Here is a 19,534-nt window from a genome sequence, read left to right as displayed (position 1 = left end):
CCTGCCCTTTACCATCTTATCGACGGCCAGATCGCGTATCGCCTGGGCAAAGGGCTCCTTTGTTGCCTGCACGATGTCGCGAAAACCAGGGGGGGAGCAAAGTTTTCGCTTCAGCATAAAGATGCGCCTTCCAGCGTGCGTCCAGCAGCCCTTCCGGCACGGAATAGCTTCGCGCAACACCGTCGGTCCCCGTCATGATCGCTTCCCGCTGCGCGTCGTCGACAACCCGGTACCAGACCCAGTTGTAAAAGCGGTGACCTGGCCGTAAATCGTTATCCGCGCCCGGCACCAGATAGCCCAGAATGTGCGACCCCGCGTTGCTGGCGAAAGCAAAGTCGCCGTGAAGCTGCTGTCTGGCCTGCTCGGGCATGTCGTTTTCCGGCACCAGCCCGCGCCATGCAATATACCCGGCGTATTCCGGCGTGTCGTTCCACAGCAGTGTGCGGACAAACGAACCGTTGCCGTCAGCCCCGATAAGCAGATCCCCTGTCTCCCTTGCGCCATCTTCAAAAATGGCGGTGACGTGCTGGTTATCAGGAAAGGCTAAATCCGTAAGCACACGGTTTTTATGGTAATGAATATCGCTAATCGTCGAGCGCATCAGGGAATAGATCAACGACCACGAGGTTTGCACCTGGGGCGCAGGCTGCCGTTGTTCCACCGATCCGTCCGGGCGGTAGACCACTCTGTGGGCCGAGCGCACACCCAGATTGTCCCAGTCGCGTTCGATGCCGCTGCGGCGGATTAACGCCACCACTTCGGGCTGCAGCACAATGCCGCCGCCCCGGCTGTCGAGATCCCGGGCCGAGCGTTCGAAAATATCGACGTCCCAGCCCGCCTGCTGCAGCATGTTTCCTGCAAATAATCCCCCCTAACGAGCCGCCGATAATCAGGGCGCGTTTTCTGGGGCGCATTTCACCGATCATGGCGGACTCCTCCACCTTTAAGCAGGTCGCGATAAGCATCCATAATGTAATAGCGCAGCTGATCCACCGGAACGGCGCCCGTCAGCCGGATACCGGCAATATCAAAGGTGGGAACGCTGTTGATATCGCCCTGCCGCGCCAGGTCTTCCAGCCGGATCACCTCCGCCTCTCCCGCGGTACTGAGCAGATAATGACGCGCGGCCTCTTTGTCCATCCCGCACTCGCCGGCCACCTCCGCCAGAACATCAGGGTCGCCAATATCTCTCCCCTCCTCGAAGTACGCCTGAAACAGTCGCTTTACCAACAGGGCTCGGGACGTTCCGGCAGGAGCAAACTGCGTCAGTCGATGCGCCGCAAAGGTATTGGGGACGCGTTGAATGGCAGGATAGTTAAAGGTGACATCGTCCGTTTCCCCTTTCTCAACGGTATGCTCATCCAGCTGATGTGAATATTCCCAGCTCCCGAATTTAGCGCGGCGATAGGCGACCCGGTCCATGCCCTCCAGCGGCATACCCGGGTTAAGCTCAATGGGCAGCCAGTCGACCGCGACCTCGACGTCTTCGGGTAACGATTGCAGCACTTTTTCCAGCCGGGCATCCGCAATCCGGCACCAGGGACAGATAAAATCTGATGTTACGTTGATGGAGACTTTCATGTTTCACCTCTCAGGATGGAGAAGGCTAACACTGTTACTTACAGGTGATAATATGGTTAAAACAGCTAACAGAGTTGCGCAAGGCGCAACGATTTGGGGAGAGTAATAATGGATATGCTGGCATCGCTTGAGGCCTTTATTACGGTCGTCGAAGAGGGCGGGTTTGCACCGGCGGGGAGAAAGCTGGCCCTGGCAACCTCTTCGGTCACCCGACAGATTGACGGCCTGGAGAAGGTGCTGGGCACGCAGCTGCTGACCCGCTCGACCCGCAGCGTGGCGCTGACGGCGGCCGGACATGTCTATTTCGAGCACGCGGTGAGGATCCTCAACGACCTGGAGTATGCCAATCAGGAGGTGCGGGACCAGACCGGGGAACCCCGGGGGGTGTTAAGGATCAGCCTGCCGGTCTCGTTTTCCAGGCTGCATATCGCCCCGCTGCTGGCCCCCTTCTCTCGCCGCTATCCGTTAATCTCCCTAGATCTGACCTTTACCGATGAAGTCGTCGATCTGGTGGAAAAGCGGCTAGACTTGACTGTCCGACTGGGCAAAGTCGACTCCCCCAACCTGATCGCCCGTAAGTTGCTTTCCCAGCGCCGGTGCATCTGCGCCAGCCCGGATTACCTGAAAGCGCAGGGTTATCCTGATGCGCCCGGGGATCTTAAAAACCATAACTGCCTGATCTTTTCCTATTCGTCCGGCAAAACGAAGTGGTATTTCAGCGGGGAGAGCCAGGTCGCTATCGATGTGAAAGGCACCCTGAAGTGCAACAACTCGGAAATATTGCGCGAGGCGGTGTTGAGCGGGTATGGCATCGCGCTGCTGCCTGACTGGCTGATAGGCAAGGATATTGAGGAAGGGAAGCTGATCCGGTTACTGCCGCAATGGCGCGCGGAAGTAAACGACGGGGAGGATGATTCCGCAATTTATGCCATCTACCATCCCACCCGCAGGAACACCAAAAAAGTGAAGGTGTTTGTCGATTTTCTGATGGCGCATCTTTCATCAGAGTCGGAAAGTGAATAGCGCAAATGGTGCAGCATTGCGTCTGACGCAACGTACTTTTGCGTAAAGGTGAGGTTCTGTTATCGCTGGCTGTGCGGTATGTTGATGAATATTCAAGGATAAAAATCGCCATATTTTATTTCTAACGCTGCAATCTGGAGTGACATGTATGTCTAAACCCAAGCTGTTTACACCGTTACGTATCCGCAATCTTGAACTCGAAAACCGTATCGTGATCGCCCCCATGTGCCAGTATTCCGCCGAAGAGGGCTGCATGACCGACTGGCACACGCTCCATCTGGGGCAACTCGCCCAGTCCGGTGCGGGCCTGCTCACCATTGAGGCGGCAGCCGTCTCCCCGGAAGGCCGCATTACCTACGCAGACGTCGGGCTCTATGATGACAAAACCGAGGAAGCGATGGCCGGGGTGCTCAAGACTATCCGTAAGTGGTCAGATATCCCTGTCGGCATCCAGCTGGCCCACGCCGGCCGCAAAGCCTCAACGTACAAGCCGTGGGATAAGCACGGTCAAATCCCACCCGATCAGGAGGGTGGCTGGCAAACCTTAGCCCCGTCTGCGGTGCCTTACAGCGAAGGCTATACGATCCCGACCGCCCTCGACAGCAACGGCTTAGCCGAAATCCGCAACCAGTTCGCGGAGGCTGCAAAACGTGCCGCCCGACTGAATATTGATCTGATCCAGATCCACGCCGCGCATGGCTACCTGCTACATCAATTCTTATCCCCGCTCTCTAACCAGCGCACGGATAATTACGGCGGCTCGCTGGAAAACCGCGCCCGCTTCCCGCTGGAGATCGTCGACGCGGTGCGGGAAGCCTTCCCTGCCGATAAAGCGATCAGCGTGCGTATCTCCGCGACCGACTGGGTCGAGGGCGGATTTAACCTTGATGAGGCCGTGGAATTCTCGAAAATGCTGGAAGCTCGCGGCGTGGATGCGATTCACGTCTCCAGCGGCGGTCTGCATCCCGATCAGCAGATTGAGGTCTACCCTGGCTATCAGGTGCCGCTGGCAAGAGCGGTGAAAGCTGCCGTGAATATTCCGGTGGTGGCGGTGGGCTTAATTACCGACCCTGAACATGCGGAATCCATCGTCGCCAGCGGGGATGCGGATATCATTGGTATTGCCCGTGGCGCGCTCTACAACCCGCGCTGGCCGTGGCATGCGGCGGCGGAGCTGGGAGCCCAGGTGCATGCGCCCGATCAGTATCTGCGCTGTCAGCCGCACACGCTGAAGAATCTGTTTAAGTCCTGATCCTGTCTCTGACAAGTACCCGTGGCATCACGGGTATTTTTCATGCGCCCAGGAATTAAAAAGCCAATACTCTGCGATAGCAGACAAGATAATGATGAAGCGAACCAAAGAACTCACAATTGCTCAGTTAAAAAAGAGTCAAGTTCTGCTCACAGCCGCGGGAATAAGAATTAATGCAAAATCATATATGCCGTGCAGAACGTAAACAAAATAACAAATATCCAGCTGAACCAGTAGAATGCATTACTTGCACCCACCCCTGTGCGAGAAACAAAGACATTATCCGTTGCAACAAATAACCCGGACGTCCTACGAAATTGAGCAATATAATAAACGCAATAACCCAGCATGAGAAATATGAATAACACACCGCCGACCTTATGAGAAAAGATCGCAAGCAGCAAGCTAACAGCTATTATGCCCAAATAGACGACTGCTGCGGTAGATTCCATTTTTTTTAATTTGTTCCTGATAGCGCTATCATGCAGCGCTTTCCAGCGTCGAAGCGTACTGATACTGAAAGCATATTTTTCGCACAACGCTTTATCAGGTACGCCTTCTTTAGCCTGGCGAAGAAAATCTGCAATTTGTTCCTCTGTAAAACGCTTTCTACTCATAGAGTCTCTTCCTTCGCAGAACATAGAGGGGATTTGTCCTCACCTGAAAGATGAGTAACGGAAAAGATTCTAAGTGAGAGAGGTACAGATTTTAGATACAAAAAAAGCCCGTTTTCACGGGCTTTTTTTATGCAGGAGAAACCAAAAGTTATCGTAAATTTTGATTTCGCCTTAAATTTGGCGGAAGCGTAGAGATTCGAACTCTAGAACCCTTTCGGGTCGCCGGTTTTCAAGACCGGTGCCTTCAACCGCTCGGCCACGCTTCCAGAGTGAGGCGCACTATAAACATCTCTGCGCGCTATGTAAAGGGGAGAAGTGAAGAATTTGATAATGTTCCGGTTTTGCACCCTGCGCACTTTTTTGCACATATGTGCAAACTGTTAGCAAAAATGTAACATTGCGTCGATATATTCCGGACTGTCTATCACAGCCAGGGATAAGCCCGTGTCTTACCAGTCTGATATCCACCCACGCCACAGCGCGTGGCAAAAGCTCCGCCATACGCTGTCGATTGTCAGCCATGAGCCCGCCAACCTGCTGGCGGTGCTGCTGCTCGCGCTGTTCAGCTGGATAATCCTGGCTCCGGTCATTTCCGTGTTGCTGAATGCGCTGCTGGTGCAGAGCGGGGATGAAGGTCGCACCGGGGCAACCGAAGGGGCATTTACCGCCTACTATCTGCTGCGCACGCTTAGCTCGCGCATGGCCGATCTCCTGCTCTGGACGCCGTTGCTCAATACCCTGGCGGTGGCGCTGAGTACCGTCGCCATCGCCCTGGTGGTCGGGATCGTTCTGGCGTGGCTGGTGAATCGTACCGATATCGCGGGCCGCAAGTGGTTTGCCACCCTGCTTATCGTGCCTTTCATGCTGCCCTCCTGGACCTTTGCCCTGGCGTGGAGCACGATTTTCAAGAACCATGCCATCGGCGGGCAGCCGGGATGGCTGGAGGCGATGGGGATCCAGACCCCGAACTGGATGGCCTACGGCTATTTCCCGATTGTGACCATTATGGTGCTGCACTACGCCCCGCTGGTGATCCTGATTGTCGGCAACGCCCTGAAGCGCATGGACAGCCAGATGGAGGAGTGCGCCCAGGTTCTCGGCGCATCCCGTCGGGTTATCGCTTTTAAAATTATCATCCCGCTGGTCCGCCCGGCGCTGCTCTCCGCCGCCCTGCTGATTTTTGCCGACTGTATCGGCGAGTTCGCCCTGCCCTATATTCTCGGCCTGCCGGTGCATTTCGATACGCTCTCTACCGGGCTGTACCGGGCCATTGGCACGCGTCAGTCCGGCGTGGCGGCGGTGATTGCGGCGGTGATCATGCTGATGGGCATGCTGACCCTGCTGCTGGATATGAAAATGCTGCGCGAGGCGAAACGCTTCGTGACCCTGGGCGGCAAAGGGGTGATGGAGCGCCGCCGCAGTCTGGGACGCTGGCGCAGCGCCGCGACCGCCCTGCCGCTGGCATTCGTCCTGCTGGGGGTGGCGATCCCGCTCCTGACCCTGTTCCTGTCGACGGTGATGATCCTTCCGGGCCGCTTCAGCGCCGACAACTTCACCCTCGATTACTGGATTGGTCACAACCTCGACACCGTGGCGTTGCACAACGGGATCCTGCTGAGCCGCGAGTTCTGGCACACGGTGTGGAACACCCTGGTCATCGTTGGCTCGGCCTCCCTCGCCTGCGGCGTGCTGGGTCTGCTGGTGGGCTACGCGGTGCTGCGCTGCCACTTCCGCTGGGCCGCCGCCGTCCTGCGCCAGCTGACCTTCCTGCCCTATCTGGTGCCGGGCATTGCCTTCGCCGCCGCCTTTCTGTCGCTGTTTGCCGTGGCGCGCGGACCGGTCCCGGCCCTGTACGGCACCCCGCTGATCCTGATCCTCGCGCTGATTGCCGAAAAAATGCCGTACGCCAGCCGCTCCGGCATTGCGGCGATGACCCAGCTCGGGAAAGAGGCCGAAGAAGCGGCGCGGATCGCCGGGGCCGGCTGGTTTGCCCGCCTCCGCCGTATCGTCATTCCGATTCAGGCCGCCCCGCTGGCGACCGGGATCTTATTGCCGTTTATCTCAGGGATTAAAGGGGTCAGCCTGTTCGTCATTCTTGCCACCCCGGCTACCGACGTGCTGACCACCTGGTCCCTGCGCCTGATTGACTACAACTACCAGCAGGCGGCCAATGCCGTGGTGCTGATGATTGCCCTCATTTCATGGGCTGGCACGGTGATGATCCAGAAGATCACCGGCACCGGTCTGGCTGATGGTCTGGAGAAATAAGATGCCCACTATACACTTAACGAATCTCAGCAAAACCTACCCGGGCAGCGATGCCCCGGCGGTCAACAACATTAACCTGACGGTGAAGGATGGCGAGTTTATGTGTCTGCTGGGGCCGTCCGGCTGCGGCAAGACCACCATCCTGCGGATGATTGCCGGTATCGAGCACGCCAGCGGCGGAGAGATTAGCATCGGCGACAGGGTTGTTGATTCCATCGCCCGGGGCACGTACGTGCCGCCGGAGAAACGCGGCATCGGGCTGGTCTTCCAGAGCTATGCGCTCTGGCCGCATATGACCGTCGAGCAGAACGTGGATTTCGGCCTGCGGTTGCAGAAAGTGCCGACCAAAGCGCGTATCGCCCGCTGTCAGGACGTAATGGAAAAGCTGCGCATTGCCGATTACGCCAAACGCTATCCGGCGCAGCTCTCCGGCGGTCAGCAGCAGCGCGTGGCCCTGGCCCGCATGCTGGCGGTCAATCCTGGCGTACTGCTGCTGGACGAGCCGCTGTCGAACCTCGACGCTACGCTGCGCCTGGAGATGCGCGCCGAACTGCGCCGCCTGCATGAAACCTTTGGCACCACCATCGTCTTTGTCAGCCACGATCAGTGGGAGGCGATGACCCTTGCCACCACCATTGCGGTGATGAGCGCCGGGCAGATGCAGCAGGTGGGCACCCCGGATGAGATTTACGCCACCCCGGCCAACCGCTTTGTCGCGGAGTTTATCGGTACCCCGCGCCTGAACATGATCCCGCTTCATCAACCCTGCAGCGAGCTGGCGCAGCATCTGCAGCGGCGCTTTACCCTGCACGATCAGACCCAGCTCTGCGGCATCCGTCCGGAGGAGATCGTGCTGAGCGCCGAGTCATGCAGCAACGCCGTTCCAATGACCATCGATAACATTATGCCCACCGGCGGAAGCTGGGTGATTGAGCTGGTGGCGGGCGAAGACCGGCTGTTCCACTCCACGCAGCTGCGACCGCGCTGGCAGGCGCGTCAGCAGGTGCATTGCCAGCTCCCGACCTCGTCCCTGCACTTTTTTAACCGCAACGGACTGCGTCACGACGTGACCGCGAATTAACCTCAATTGACTCTTAAGGAACACACATGAAGCGCAAGTTGTCCGCCGTCCTTATCGCCACTGCCCTGCTGAGCAGCACGCTTGCTCAGGCTGAAACCTTCGATCTGCAAAAGCTGATCGCCGCCGCAAAACAGGAGCAGCCGATTACCGTTTATGCCTCGACCGGTAAAATCGTGCAGCAGGCCAAAGCCTTTAGCGAGCAGTACGGATTGCAGGCCGTGGGGGTCAAAGCCGATGCGCCGCAGATCATTGAGATCATGAGCCGGGAAGCGCAGGCCAAAAACGTCCGCGCCGATGTTGCCATCGTGGAAGACGCCCCTGCCGGGATGACGCAGTTACTCAAAAAAAGGCTATGTTCAGAGCTGGGTGCCGGACGATCTGAAAGGCGACATTGCCGCCCGCTATCAGGACCCCCTGACCGTCGTGCTGGCCCCGAATGTGTTTGCCTATAATACCGATCATCACGCCACCTGCCCGGTGGCCAATCTCTGGCAGCTGACCGAGCCGAAATGGCGGGGCCGCGTCGCGATGCAGGATCCCACCAGCAAACCGGCCTATACCGACTGGTTCAGCCAGATGGAAACCCACTACGACCAGCAGGTTCGCGATGCTTATCAGCAGGAATTTGGCAAGCCGCTGCACACCGACGAGAAATCTGCCACCGCGGCCTTTGTGAAGGCGCTGGCGGGCAACGGCGTGCTGCTTACCCATTCTGATAACGATGCGGCCTCTGCCATCGGCGCGCCGGACAGCAAAACCGACTTTGTCGGCCTGGTGTCGACCGCCAAGTTTCGGGACAACAAGCAGGGAATGAAGCTGGGGCTGTGCAGCGGCCTGAAGCCGTTTATCGGCTGGAATTACCCAAGCCTCGGCGTGGTAGCCACCGGCAGCAAAAGCCCGAACACCGCGAAGCTCTTTGCCCACTATCTGCTGACCGCCGAAGGCATTGCGCCTCAGGGGGTGGACGGCAAAATGTCCACCAACCAGAAGGTGAACCTCCCCGCCGATGAAGCCTCCGGTATTGAGAAGCATCGCGGCGAGCTGATGGAATACCTGACCGCCACCGCCCAGGGCGACTGGGAAAGCCGCCAGGACTGGCAGGACATCTGGAGCCTGAACTACAAGAAGTAGTTTTTAGCGAACATTTTCATTCTGAACAGGCAGCACACTTTGACAACTCATGATATTGAACAGCGGGAAGCCGCGCTGAAGCGCATTATCGTTGACGCCGGAGATACCGCCCTGCGCTTCTTCCAGTCGCGCAAAGCCGGCGAGTATGAGCTGAAGGGCCATCAGGATATCCTGACCGAGGCCGATACTTTCGTTGAGAAGCAGGTTCTGGAAGCCCTTGCCGGGGCGTTCCCGGACGATCTGATCCTCGGCGAAGAGTCCGCCAGCCAGCCTGCCAGCGCGGAGAGCCTGTGGGTGGTGGATCCCATTGATGGCACCGCCAACTTCGCCCGCGGCATCCCCCATTTTTGCGTCTGTATGGCGTGGGCTCGCCAGGGCGTGACCGAGCTGGGGGCGATTTATAACCCGGTCAGCCAGGAGCTGTATCTGGCCCGTCGCGGCCATTACGCCCTGAAAAACGGTCAGCCGCTGCGCTGCACCGCCATTACCGACCCGCAGCGGGCCGCCGTTGAGCTGGGCTGGTCTTCCCGTCACAGCCAGAATCACTATCTGAATGTCATGAAAGCGCTGCTGATTCTGGGAACCAGCGTGCGCCGGGGCGGCTCCGGGGCGCTGGCGCTGGCCTGGGTGGCGGAAGGTCGTACCGACGGGTATCTCGAAATCCATATGAACGCCTGGGATTGCCTTGCGGGGCTGCTGCTGGTGCGTGAAGCGGGCGGCCTGACGGGGGTGGTTCCTGAAAGTGCCGAGGGTATTTTCAACGGCCTGCCGGTGCTGGCCGCCGCGCCGGGTATTGCGGCGGAACTTTCGGCTGCGGCGGGTATTCCCCTGACCATCGAAACAGAGGCGAAGCCCGCGGCAGGCCACTTCCCTCGCCCGCCCATCAGCCTGATCGCCGAGGATTTTCCCGGCTGGGACGTGAATATTTACATCGGCGGATCCAGCGGGGTAAGCGATGCGGCCCTGCTGGCCGAACATGATATTGGGATCGTGATTAACTGCGCGGTGAACCTCGATATCGACTGGGTGACGCACCCGGAAGCCAGCGCGCCTGTACAGCTGCTTGCCCATGGTGCAGGCCCGGTCCGCTATTACAAGCTGGGGCTGGTCGACGGCGAAGGCAACGTCCCTGAGATGCTGCACGCCGGCTATCAGCTGATGCGTTCCGCCCTGCTACAGCAGATCCCGGATAAAGCCTCTTATCGAAACCGTAAACGCGGCAATATCCTCGTCAACTGTCGCGGCGGGCGTAGTCGCTCTGTCGCCCTGGTGGCGCTGTTTATGCATCTGGAGTGCCCGGAACGCTTCCCGACGCTCGATGCGGCTATCGATCTTATTCGCGACCGACGCCAGCTCCATCCGGACGAGTGGTATGAAACGCCGAAGCCGTCGCTGATCCGCCTGGCAGAACATGCCATTATCCGCGAACGGGCCCTCGCCGGAGTGGAACAGCGTCATGAGCAATAACAGCCTGAGGAAAAACCCCGGCTTCGCCAGCGCCACCGAGGTGGCGCGCCTGGCGGGGGTTTCTCGTTCTGCGGTGTCGCGGACCTTTACGCCGGGCCGCTGCGTGTCTGAGGATACCCGGCGTAAGGTGCTGGCCGCCGCCGAAGCGCTGAATTATCACGTCAACCATCTGGCGCGGGGGCTCTCCCGGGAGGAGAGCCGCCCGGTCTGCATTCTTGGCGGCAATCTGTCGTTCCCCTGGCAGTCCAGCCTGCTTGACCATCTGACCCGCCGCCTGCACCAGGCCGGACGCGCGGTGATGGTGATCAACACCGATGACGACGAAGCCAGTGCCCGGGAGGCACTGCAGCAAACCCTGAACTATCGCTCAACCGCCACCATCGTGCTGTCGGGCAAACCGCCCGCGTCGCTGATTGAACTCTGCCTGCAGAGCGGGCAGCAGGTGATTGCCATCAACCGCATGGGGCAGTTCCCCAGCGCGGACAATATTGATATCGACTACAGCTCGACGATGAAGGAGGCTTTTGACCACCTGTTGGCTGCGCATTGCCGTCGTCTGGCTGTGGTCTCCTCCTCTGCCCGCTCCCCGAGCATGATTACCCGTGAAACCCGCTTTCTGGAGGCCGCCGCCGAAACGAACACCGAGGTCACGCTTATCCGCCCCGGCAGCGCCAGTTACCAGACCGGCGTCCTCGCCGCCCGGGAGTTGCTCAGCCAGGCCTCACCGCCGGACGGCGTCTTCTGCGTCACCGACTTAATCGCCTGCGGCTTTATCGATGCCGCGCGCCACGAGTTTGGCCTGCGGGTTCCTGAAGACATCAGCGTGATGGGTTTTGATGATATCGAACAGGCCAGCTGGCTGGGGTATCAGCTGACAACCTTCGCCCAGCCGCTGGCAGAGATGGCGGAGGCGGCCTGCGAGATGCTGCTCGCCGCCGATGCGGCAAAACCAGCCAGCCGGGTATTTACGGCGCGGCTGGTGGAACGGAGGACCACGGGTCCTGCTGGCTGCGGTGCGGCCTGATGCCCTCACCTCAGCCCTCTCCCACGGGGAGAGGGAGAAAATCGTAGGCCGGGTAAGCGCAGCGCCACCCGGCAGAGCAAGGGCCGGTGCGGCCTGATGCCCTCACCCCGACCCTCTCCCACGGGGAGAGGGCGCAAACACCAAAAACGGCAACGTTGCGTTGCCGTTTTGCTTTTACCTAGAACCACGCCTCCCACATCGCGCCGACGTTGAAGTCGTCGAGCGTTTCGTCCTGGGTGTTGTTCACGCGGGCGGTGCGTTCGTTATCCACCTTGCCGCCGGTGACGTAGAAGCGCAGCATCGGACGGAACTCCGGGCCCATGGCGATGGACATGTTCTGCGACAGGGTCAGCTTCCAGCCCTTGTTATCCCCGCCGTTGTCGTAATCAACATGCTGCCAGCCCGCTTCCAGCCAGGTGGAGTGCACGTCGTTCCACCAGTGCATCGGACGCACGATGGCGTTGTAGTTCTTGCGGTTGTCGGTGCTGTCCCGGCTGTTGTCGTAGTCGTGGAAGGCCAGGATGTACTCCACCTGGGTCGCCTGGGTGAACCTGTGCAGCCCTTCGAAGCTGGCGTACACCGTGGTCAGGTCCTCGGTTTTGTTGAACACGCTGTTGTCCGAGTTATCGGAGTAGCGGGCGATCACCTTGTTCACGCCGCTGTCGTTGGTGTGGCTCAGGACCACGCCACCCTGCCAGGCGTTGGTACGCTCTTCGGTGTCGATGGCTTTCGAGTCAAAGCCGTAGTTGGCGTACAGCTCCAGGTCGATCGGGCCGAGCTTCATGCCGTGAATTTTGGAGGTGGCGGCATAGTTGCCTTTGTCGCCGGTGCCGGAGCCGCCGGTACAGGTGATGCGCGAAGGGTTGGCCTCGTCATTCATCACCTGCGGGCTGCAGGATTCCACCGCTGCGACGGTCGCCACGTCAAACTGCACGCCGCCGATGTCGAAGTTCTTCACCCCGGCACCCTGGCCGTCGTGGTTCATCCAGAAGTAGTCGTTGATGCCCTGCTGCGGACGCTGGTGGAAGTCACGCCCGGCCCAGATGTAGGCGTTCGGGTTGGATTCCAGAATGTTGGTCACCCCGGCGTAGGCCTTTTTCAGGTTAACCTCGTCGCCCCAGTGGTCGATCATCACATTGACGTCCCAGATGGCGCCGTTTTCGCCCTTAAAGGCTTTGGAGAGCTGGAACTCGCCGCCGTTGCCTTCGTTACCCAGTCGGCCAATCGCTGACGCCCCGTTGTAGGAGCCGTCCACGGCGACGTATTTCTGGTCGGCGGCCTGGAAGTGCGCCCCGTAGCGGGCATAGCCGGTAAATTTAATCCCGAACGGGATCGCCATATCCGGGGACTGGGCGGCGCTTTGGGGCTCGGTCACCACGTCGGCTTTTTTCGCCACCGCGGCATCCATTTTCGCCTGGCGATCCGCCAGAGCTTTATCCACCGCTTTGGCCACAATGGCGTCGATTTGCTCCTGCGTAAACTCCTGGGCGAGGACAGAAATCGGGCAAAGCGCGGCGATAACCGCCATTGTTAATGGAAGTTTTTTAATCATATTCATGGTTATCTCAATATATTTAAATTTTATTCAGACAATAACCATCCCGTTCCGGATGGACAGAATATGTCGCTATCATCAGAACAGGTTGATTTTATTTTTTTAGGGTCCAGAGGTTTCACACTATTATCGTAAGGCTATCTCCTTCACTCAGATTTATTATTCAAAACGCTCTTTTGCCAAACGCGGAATGCGGCAAATAATCGACTGGGACATACCCTCTATTTTCCTGGCCGCTTGCTCAATTACGTTATTTCACTATCAGAGTAAGATAATGCTCAAACGTGAACCTCGTCGCAAAAATACCCTTATGTTTCGACGATCACAGAAATAAAAAAACATAATTACTTAATTTAAAAACGTAATGGATTCTCCCAGGCCACCTGTGTCAGAAAGAGCCTCACATTCATAAAACAAATCGGAGATCGGATTAGAATGAGTAAAAAGATAATGCAAAGCCGGCATGATGAATATCATAAATTATCTCGTGGGGAGCGCATTGGCTACGGGATGGGGGACTTTGCGCAAAACCTGGTGTTTGGCACTATTGGTGGTTTTCTGGCACTTCACATGTTGACGGTAAATACCATCGGTACCGCCACGGCAGGATTCATATTTCTTTTCGTCCGCATCATCAATGTTTTTTGGGATCCGATGGTCGGCACCTATGTCGACAAAAAGAAGTTCAACGGCCGGGAAGTATCGCCCCTGGATTTTAAGGGCGGGCGTTCCGCTCGTTATTCTTTCCGCTTTACTGTTTGCGCCCATTCCTGGCGTTAAAGGTTCCGTTCCCTTTGCCTTTATGGTTTATCTGGCCCTGGATCTCGTCTATTCCGTGGTGAACATTCCTTACGGTTCACTGAATGCGTCATTGACGCGAGATCCTGAATCCATTGATAAACTAACCAGCACGCGCATGATGCTGGCCAATAGTGCTAATCTTCTGGTCTATACCCTCTTTCCCATGTTTGTCCAGATGGCCTCGCCAAAGGATCGCAGCCTCAAGGATACGGGCTTCTTTGGGCTTGAACTCAATATGGGGAATTATACCGATCCCTCAGCGAACTACGCCTGGTTTGGCGTTTACGCGATCTATATGGTCATCGGCGCCGTTGCACTTTTCATCTGCTACAAGTTCACAAAAGAGCGCGTGGTTGCCTCTGCCGAGCAAACGGCTAACGTTAAAACGACAGATTTATTCCTTGAACTCAAAAATAATCGCCCTCTGGTTATTCTGGGATTATTTTTCATGCTGGCCTTTACGTTCATGTTCTTCATGAACACGGTGAATGGCTTTTTCAATCAGTTTGTTGTCGGCCATTCTGAATGGATGGGTGCCGTTGGCCTTGTCGCGTCCATTCCGGGTATCCTGTTCCCTATTTTTTGGCCAAAACTGAAAAAAATCTTTGGTAAAAAAGGTTTCTTCCATATCTTCCTGGGCATGTTTATTGTCGGTGAATTGCTGACTTACGTTTGGTCTCGCGAGGGTATGCATGATGCACTCTGGCTGGCTTATATCGCCACCTTCATTAAACAGTGGGGTTTAACCTCGGCGACCGGGTTCATGTGGGCGCTTGTCCCTGAAGTCATTGCTTATGGTGAATTAAAATCAGGCAAGCGAAATGCTGCCATCATCAATGCCATTATGGGGCTCTTTTTCAAGATTGGTTTTACTATCGGCGGAGCGATTCCACTCTGGTTACTGGCAGCCTATGGCTTTAGCGAAACAGGCGCGCAGCAAAGCGCGAACGCTATCGACGGAATAATTGTCACCGCGGTCTGGATCCCCATTGTTTTAGCCTTTATCTCGATGATCGTTATTCACATTTATCCTATCTCAGATAAACACGTCACAGACATTAATCGTCAGCTTGATGAGATCCGCGTTTAGTCTCAGAAGAATATCAGTCAGAAAAACATTAAAAAGGTAGAATGATATGTCGCTTATTCAGAACCCTGTACTCCCTGGTTTTAACCCAGACCCAAGCATTATCCGTGTAGAAGACACCTACTATATTGCAAACTCAACCTTTGAGTGGTTTCCCGGCGTTCGTTTACATGAATCCAAAGACCTGCAAAACTGGAATCTGCTGCCCAGCCCATTATCAACCACAGCGCTGTTAGATATGCGAGGCAATCCTTCGTCAGGGGGGGATTTGGGCTCCGGCACTCTCTTACGCCGACGGCAAATTCTGGTTGGTTTATACGGACGTGAAAATCACAGAAGGTGCGTTTAAGGACATGATCAATTATCTGACCACCGCCACCGATATTCGTGGTCCCTGGACAGATCCTGTCAAACTTAACGGCGTCGGTTTTGATGCGTCACTCTTCCATGACGACGATGGGCGTAAATATATCGTTCAGCAAACCTGGGACCATCGCGAATACCATCATCCTTTTGATGGCATCACCTTAACGGAGCTGGATACCCGGACCTTAAAATTAAAACCGGAGACCGCGCGGACTATTTATCGCGGCACTGCCGTTGCACTGGTTGAGGGGCCACATCTCTATAAACTGAACGGCTATTACTATCTTTTCGCCGCTCAGGGCGGGACTGTATTTACCCACCAGGAGGTGGTTGCGCGATCCAGAACCTTAGAGGCCAACAGCTTTGAAACACAACCGGGAGAGGTATTCTTAACGAACGTCGATACGCCAGACAGCTATATCCAGAAGCAGGGTCATGGTGCGTTGGTTTCGACCCCCGGCGGTGAATGGTATTATGCCTCGCTTTGCGCGCGTCCGTGGAATCGCCCGGGTGAATCAGCCTACGATCCGCGTGGCTGGTCAACCCTTGGCCGTGAAACGTCCATCCAGAAAGTGTATTGGGATGAAGATGGCTGGCCACGTATTGCAGGAGGCCATGGTGGAAAGACCTTTGTCGAAGGGCCAGCCGATGCCATTTTTACCGAAAGCGCAAAAGATCATAGCCAGCACGATAATTTCACCACCGCGACACTGGATATTAACTGGAATACGCTTCGCGTCCCGTTCACAGAAAAAATGGGGACCACGGGCGATGGAAAGCTGACGTTAACTGGACAAGGTTCTTTAGCGAATACCCATGACCTTTCGCTGATTGCCCGACGCTGGCAGGCCTTTTATTTTGATGCTCAGGTGAAAGTCAAATTTAATCCATTTAGTTATCAGCAAATGGCTGGCCTGACAAATTATTATAATGACCGTCACTGGAGTTTTGTGTTCATCACCTGGAATGAAATGAATGGCTCGGTGATCGAAATCGGTGAAAATAACCGTGGAAAATATACGTCTTATTTGAAAGATAACGCCATCAAGATCCCCGAGGGGACAGAATACGTCTGGTTCCGCACGAAAGTTCGTAAGCAAAGTTATACCTATGAATACAGCTTTGACGGCGTCAGTTTCACTGAGATCCCGGTCAAATTAGATGCTGCTGTTCTTTCCGATGATTATGTCCTGCAAAGCTATGGCGGGTTCTTTACCGGCGCATTCGTGGGCCTCGCGGTCGTCGATTACTCGGGTTACGATACTAGCGCCGATTTTTATGACTTCGTTTATCAGGAGCTTGGCGATAGGTTAACGGCAGATGGCGCCTTTAGCTGGGACGCCAGCGAATCACGGTTTAGTTAAGCAAAAGAAAAAACCCTGCGATATTGCTATCGCAGGGTTTTCCAAATTTGGCGGAAGCGTAGAGATTCGAACTCTAGAACCCTTTCGGGTCGCCGGTTTTCAAGACCGGTGCCTTCAACCGCTCGGCCACGCTTCCTAAGTGAGGCGAACTATAAACACCTCCGTATGCGCTGTAAAGTATGAGCACAATCGTTCGCCTGAAAAATAGTCAAAATGCGTTTAATCGGTTGAATAGACGACACTCTGACCATTTTATCAGCACAACATCTTACCGCCGGCCCTTAGTGCTTTTTGATGTACATATCTTTGGTGAAATAGTACCCCAACTTATCCGGCGTAAAGCCCCCAACCCACGGCTTCACCAGGTGGGTGCGCACGTAGTGATAGACCGGGATCGCCGGTACGTCCCGCGCCAGCAAATCCTCGGCCTGCTGGTAGAAAGTGCCGCGCTCGGCGGTGGTCTTCGCTTTTGCCGCATTAACCAGCGCTTCGTCATAAGCCGGGTTGCTGTACTGGCTGGTGTTCTCGCTGTCGCCGGTACGGAAGTTATTCAGGAAGGTGGCCGCATCGTCGTAATCGGCGATCCAGGCGTAGCGCACCGCATCAAAGTTGTGGGTGTGCATGGTGTCCAGCATCGTTTTCCACTCCTGGTTTTGCAGCTTCGCCTCCACGCCGAGGTTTTTCTTCCACATCGAGCTGGCGGCGATGGCAATCCGCTGGTGCGACTCCGAGGTGTTATACAGCAGCTTAAAGCTCAGCGGATGGCTGTCGTTATAGCCCGCCTCGTTCAGCAGCTTCTTCGCTTCGGCAATGCGTTTCTCCAGCGGCCAGCTGGCGTAGTCCGGATTGTGCAGTTTGACCCCGCCGATATCCGGCTGGCTGATAACCCACGCCGGACGCTGTCCCTGCCCTAACACTTTCCCGGCAATGACGTCTTTATCCAGCGCCATATTCAGGGCCTGACGCACGCGCGGGTCGTTAAACGGCGGACGGGTGGTGTTGAATTCGTAGTAATAGGTCGCCAGCTGCGGAGAGACATCCAGCTCGCTGCCCATCGTTTTTTGCAGCTGGGCAAACTGGTTGATCGGCACGGTGTAGACAATGTCAATTTCGCCCGCCTTGTAGCGGTTCACCTCGGCGGCTTCGGAGGTGATGGGCAGGTACGTCACTTTGTTGATCACCGTATGGGCGTTATCCCAGTAGCGCGGGTTACGCTCGGCAACGATCCGCTCGTTGACTACCCACTGGCTGAGGGTATAGGCCCCGCTGCTGACAAAGTGCTCCGGCTTGGTCCACTTATCACCATAGCGGCCAATCAGCACCTTATCGACCGGCACCAGCGACGGGTGCGCCAGCATGGCAAGAAATGCCGCGTTTGGCTGAGTCAGCGTCACTTCCAGGGTGGTGTCGTTCAGGGCTTTGACCCCCAGGGTGTCAGGCGCTTTTTTACCCTGGGCGATGTCGGCGGCGTTCACCAGGTGCATGTTGCCGAGGTAGCTGGCATACGGTGAGGCGGTTTTCGCATCCACCAGCCGTTGCCAGCTCCAGACCACGTCCTGAGCGGTGATGGCGGTGCCGTCGCTCCAGGTGATGCCCGGGCGGAGATGGAACGTCCAGACGGTGTTGTCCTTGTTCTCCCATTTTTCGGCCAGCCGCGGTTGGATCTCCCCGTCCGGCGAGACGCTGACCAGTCCGTCGAACAAATCGCTGATAATATTGAATTCGACGTCGCTTTCAACTTTATGCGGATCGAGCGATGCCGGTTCATTGCCATTATTCCTGACCAGTTCCTGCTTCTTTGCCAGCTCAGTGCCTGCCGGTACGCTGGCGGCAAAGGCCGTTGCGCTTGCGCAAAGGATACCTGCCGTCAGCAAAGAGAGTGTAAATGTAGCGCGTGATGAGGGTTTCATGTCCTTCGCCTTATAGTTTAGTTTTGACAATGCAAAATAACTCTTAGCGTTGCGGCTGGAATAAGGCAATATATTTCAGTGACCTATAAGAGCTTGATCTGATTAATCCTGACAAACCGCGGTTCGTTCTGTATATAGCGCGCTGTGGAACATTTCATGCTGGCTCTGCCCCTAAGACGCTGAGTAAAGATGGGTAAAACCACTTTGTAACCGGCGCGTCGTTTCCTATTCTTGCCGTTAATTACATCTGTCATAAGAGAGTGACTCATGGATCGTATAATTAGTTCTTCACGCGACCGCACATCGCTACTCAGCACCCACAAGGTGCTGCGCAATACTTACTTTATGCTCAGCCTGACGCTGGCCTTCTCCGCGCTGACGGCAACCGCCAGCACCGTGCTGATGCTGCCGTCTCCGGGGCTGATCCTGACTCTGGTCGGCATGTACGGTCTGATGTTCCTGACCTACAAAACCGCTGACAAGCCGGTCGGTATTTTGTCCGCGTTCGCCTTCACCGGTTTCCTGGGCTACATCCTGGGGCCAATGCTTAACACCTATCTGTCTGCCGGTATGGGCGATCTGATCGGTATGGCGCTGGGCGGTACGGCGCTGGTGTTCTTCTGCTGTTCCGCCTACGTGCTGACCACCCGCAAAGACATGTCTTTCCTCGGCGGTATGCTGATGGCGGGCATCGTGGTCGTGCTGGTTGGTATGGTGGCAAACATCTTCCTGCAGCTGCCGGCTCTGCACCTGGCCATCAGCGCGGTGTTCATCCTGATCTCTTCCGGGGCGATCCTGATGGAAACCAGCAACATCATTCATGGCGGCGAGACCAACTACATCCGCGCCACCGTGAGCCTGTATGTGTCGCTGTACAACATCTTTGTCAGCCTGCTGAGCATCCTTGGCTTCGCCAGCCGCGATTAACCGACAGTGCTGTATAAAAAAGCCCCGCTTATGCGGGGCTTTCTTTTTTTGGTAAACTGCGGCGGTTTTGATAAACCTGT

The 19,534-nt window shown here is 56.4% G+C and carries 14 protein-coding genes, 2 tRNA genes and 2 pseudogenes; 11 read left to right on the top strand and 7 right to left on the bottom strand.

Annotated features, from left to right (window positions below):
* Window positions 1-16: 16 nt before the first annotated feature.
* On the bottom strand, window positions 17-850 hold the full coding sequence (locus tag AAHB66_RS08040; protein WP_347115804.1) for a hypothetical protein: 834 nt from the start codon (window positions 848-850) through the stop codon (window positions 17-19).
* 65 nt (window positions 851-915) lie between these two features.
* Window positions 916-1,581, bottom strand: coding sequence for a DsbA family oxidoreductase (locus AAHB66_RS08035; RefSeq protein WP_347115803.1), 666 nt, complete (start codon window positions 1,579-1,581; stop codon window positions 916-918).
* A gap of 108 nt (window positions 1,582-1,689) precedes the next feature.
* Between AAHB66_RS08035 and AAHB66_RS08030 the strand changes: the two genes are divergently transcribed.
* The gene (locus tag AAHB66_RS08030; protein ID WP_347115802.1) at window positions 1,690-2,604 is read left to right on the top strand and encodes a LysR substrate-binding domain-containing protein; all 915 of its coding nucleotides are present in this window, start codon (window positions 1,690-1,692) and stop codon (window positions 2,602-2,604) included.
* A gap of 148 nt (window positions 2,605-2,752) precedes the next feature.
* Window positions 2,753-3,856 carry an NADH:flavin oxidoreductase/NADH oxidase gene (locus tag AAHB66_RS08025; protein WP_347115801.1) on the top strand — a complete coding sequence of 368 codons (1,104 nt, stop codon included), beginning with the start codon at window positions 2,753-2,755 and terminating at the stop codon, window positions 3,854-3,856.
* 170 nt (window positions 3,857-4,026) lie between these two features.
* Here AAHB66_RS08025 and AAHB66_RS08020 read toward each other — a convergent pair whose 3' ends face one another.
* Window positions 4,027-4,473 carry a transposase gene (locus tag AAHB66_RS08020; protein ID WP_347115800.1) on the bottom strand — a complete coding sequence of 149 codons (447 nt, stop codon included), beginning with the start codon at window positions 4,471-4,473 and terminating at the stop codon, window positions 4,027-4,029.
* A gap of 178 nt (window positions 4,474-4,651) precedes the next feature.
* Window positions 4,652-4,739: transfer RNA gene (locus AAHB66_RS08015), tRNA-Ser, on the bottom strand.
* Window positions 4,740-4,917: 178 nt separating this feature from the next.
* Here AAHB66_RS08015 and AAHB66_RS08010 point away from each other — a divergent pair.
* The 6 genes from AAHB66_RS08010 to AAHB66_RS07985 are packed head-to-tail and all read left to right on the top strand — an operon-like array spanning window position 4,918 to window position 11,444.
* Window positions 4,918-6,741, top strand: coding sequence for an iron ABC transporter permease (locus tag AAHB66_RS08010; RefSeq protein ID WP_347115799.1), 1,824 nt, complete (start codon window positions 4,918-4,920; stop codon window positions 6,739-6,741).
* 1 nt (window position 6,742) lies between these two features.
* Window positions 6,743-7,822: an ABC transporter ATP-binding protein gene (locus AAHB66_RS08005; protein WP_347115798.1), complete on the top strand. Its 1,080-nt coding sequence runs from the start codon at window positions 6,743-6,745 to the stop codon at window positions 7,820-7,822.
* Window positions 7,823-7,848: 26 nt separating this feature from the next.
* Window positions 7,849-8,274 (top strand): hypothetical protein, encoded by a 426-nt coding sequence (locus AAHB66_RS08000; protein WP_347115797.1) that lies wholly within the window; start codon window positions 7,849-7,851, stop codon window positions 8,272-8,274.
* The gene (locus AAHB66_RS07995) at window positions 8,189-8,953 is read left to right on the top strand and encodes a substrate-binding domain-containing protein (protein WP_347115796.1); all 765 of its coding nucleotides are present in this window, start codon (window positions 8,189-8,191) and stop codon (window positions 8,951-8,953) included. The genes AAHB66_RS08000 and AAHB66_RS07995 overlap by 86 nt, the downstream gene beginning before the upstream one ends.
* A gap of 39 nt (window positions 8,954-8,992) precedes the next feature.
* Window positions 8,993-10,420 carry an inositol monophosphatase family protein gene (locus AAHB66_RS07990; protein WP_347115795.1) on the top strand — a complete coding sequence of 476 codons (1,428 nt, stop codon included), beginning with the start codon at window positions 8,993-8,995 and terminating at the stop codon, window positions 10,418-10,420.
* A complete protein-coding gene (locus tag AAHB66_RS07985) occupies window positions 10,410-11,444 on the top strand; it encodes a substrate-binding domain-containing protein (protein WP_347115794.1) in 1,035 nt (344 codons plus the stop codon). Before AAHB66_RS07990 ends, AAHB66_RS07985 begins: the two co-directional genes overlap by 11 nt.
* A 178-nt stretch (window positions 11,445-11,622) precedes the next feature.
* On the opposite strand, the gene AAHB66_RS07980 is transcribed toward AAHB66_RS07985, so the two are convergent.
* A complete protein-coding gene (locus AAHB66_RS07980; RefSeq protein ID WP_347114806.1) occupies window positions 11,623-13,002 on the bottom strand; it encodes a carbohydrate porin in 1,380 nt (459 codons plus the stop codon).
* Between the two features lie 447 nt (window positions 13,003-13,449).
* Here AAHB66_RS07980 and AAHB66_RS07975 point away from each other — a divergent pair.
* Window positions 13,450-14,890 (top strand): annotated as a pseudogene (locus AAHB66_RS07975) (MFS transporter).
* A 46-nt stretch (window positions 14,891-14,936) separates the two neighbouring features.
* Window positions 14,937-16,617, top strand: a pseudogene (locus AAHB66_RS07970) (glycoside hydrolase family 43 protein).
* A 48-nt stretch (window positions 16,618-16,665) separates the two neighbouring features.
* On the opposite strand, the gene AAHB66_RS07965 reads toward AAHB66_RS07970, so the two are convergent.
* Both AAHB66_RS07965 and AAHB66_RS07960 read right to left on the bottom strand, forming a co-directional pair.
* Window positions 16,666-16,753, bottom strand: a tRNA-Ser gene (locus AAHB66_RS07965).
* Between the two features lie 145 nt (window positions 16,754-16,898).
* Window positions 16,899-18,527, bottom strand: coding sequence for an ABC transporter substrate-binding protein (locus tag AAHB66_RS07960; RefSeq protein ID WP_347115793.1), 1,629 nt, complete (start codon window positions 18,525-18,527; stop codon window positions 16,899-16,901).
* A gap of 267 nt (window positions 18,528-18,794) precedes the next feature.
* Between AAHB66_RS07960 and yccA the strand changes: the two genes are divergently transcribed.
* Entirely contained in the window at window positions 18,795-19,454 is a 660-nt protein-coding gene (gene yccA / locus AAHB66_RS07955; RefSeq protein WP_347115792.1) for an FtsH protease modulator YccA, read from the top strand.
* The last annotated feature ends 80 nt before the right edge of the window (window positions 19,455-19,534 follow it).

Source organism: Leclercia sp. S52 (assembly GCF_039727615.1).
Taxonomy (GTDB): domain Bacteria; phylum Pseudomonadota; class Gammaproteobacteria; order Enterobacterales; family Enterobacteriaceae; genus Enterobacter; species Enterobacter adecarboxylatus_B.
The sequence above is the reverse complement of the archived record's forward strand: the minus strand, read 5'-3'. Positions and strand labels throughout refer to the sequence as shown.